This window comes from Paenochrobactrum pullorum (assembly GCF_041929845.1).
GTDB lineage: Bacteria > Pseudomonadota > Alphaproteobacteria > Rhizobiales > Rhizobiaceae > Paenochrobactrum > Paenochrobactrum pullorum.
Window position 1 is genome coordinate 1 of record NZ_JBHEEH010000054.1, and the last position, 863, is coordinate 863.

1 pseudogene is annotated in these 863 nt (G+C 53.4%); it reads right to left on the bottom strand.

The window, feature by feature from the left end:
- A pseudogene (gene tnpC / locus JNC77_RS17590) lies at nt 1-863 on the bottom strand (IS66 family transposase); the annotation flags it as partial.

Sequence of the window (863 nt, forward strand, 5' to 3'; positions counted from 1 at the left end):
TTCCTCACGGACTGCGAGCCGCACCTGCGGATTAAGACCACGTATTTCCGCTTCGATCCTGTAGAGTTCACCGATCCGTTTTATGCCGTCTTCAGCAATCGGGGATGCGCCTGTACGCGTAATCTCAATAAGTTTGCGACGCGCATGCGCCCAGCAGGAGGCCAATTGTATATTGGGTCCAACACGATCTGGCGCATAAGTAAAAGCAACACCAGGCGGTGCATTGCTGCCTGCATAGGTGGCCCATGGTCGATCATCACGTGCCAAAGCCCAGAAGTATCCGTTTGGTCTTGCCTGATCCAGGATCAAGCACCGGTGCCCGTGTTTCATCCATAAAGAGCTTGTTAGATCGCTTCAAGTCAGCAATCAGCGCATCAAACACGGGACGCAATTCATAAGCTGCCCGCCCGACCCAATCGGCCAGCGTAGAGCGATCAATATCTACGCCCTGACGCGCCATAATCTGGGTTTGCCGATACAGCGGAAGATGGTCGGCATATTTGGATACCAGCACATGGGCAATCGTTGCCTCTGTCGGTAAACCTGCCGGAATTAATCGGGCCGGAGCCGGAGCTTGCACGACACCATCAGTACAAGCACGGCATGCATATTTGGGATGATGCATGACGATGACACGAAACTGCGCGGGGATCACACATCCAGTCGCTCGCAAACATCTTCGCCAATGCAATGCAGACAGCTGCCACAAGCGCAGATCAGGCTTTCCGGCTCATCACTTCATCAATACGTGGCAGATGTTTTGGCAGAGAACCACGATTGACAAAACGCGGCCTGGATATACGCTTGCCTGAAGGTGTATCAGCTTCGTCTTCTGCATGGATCGTAGCGATGGCAGTTTCGAG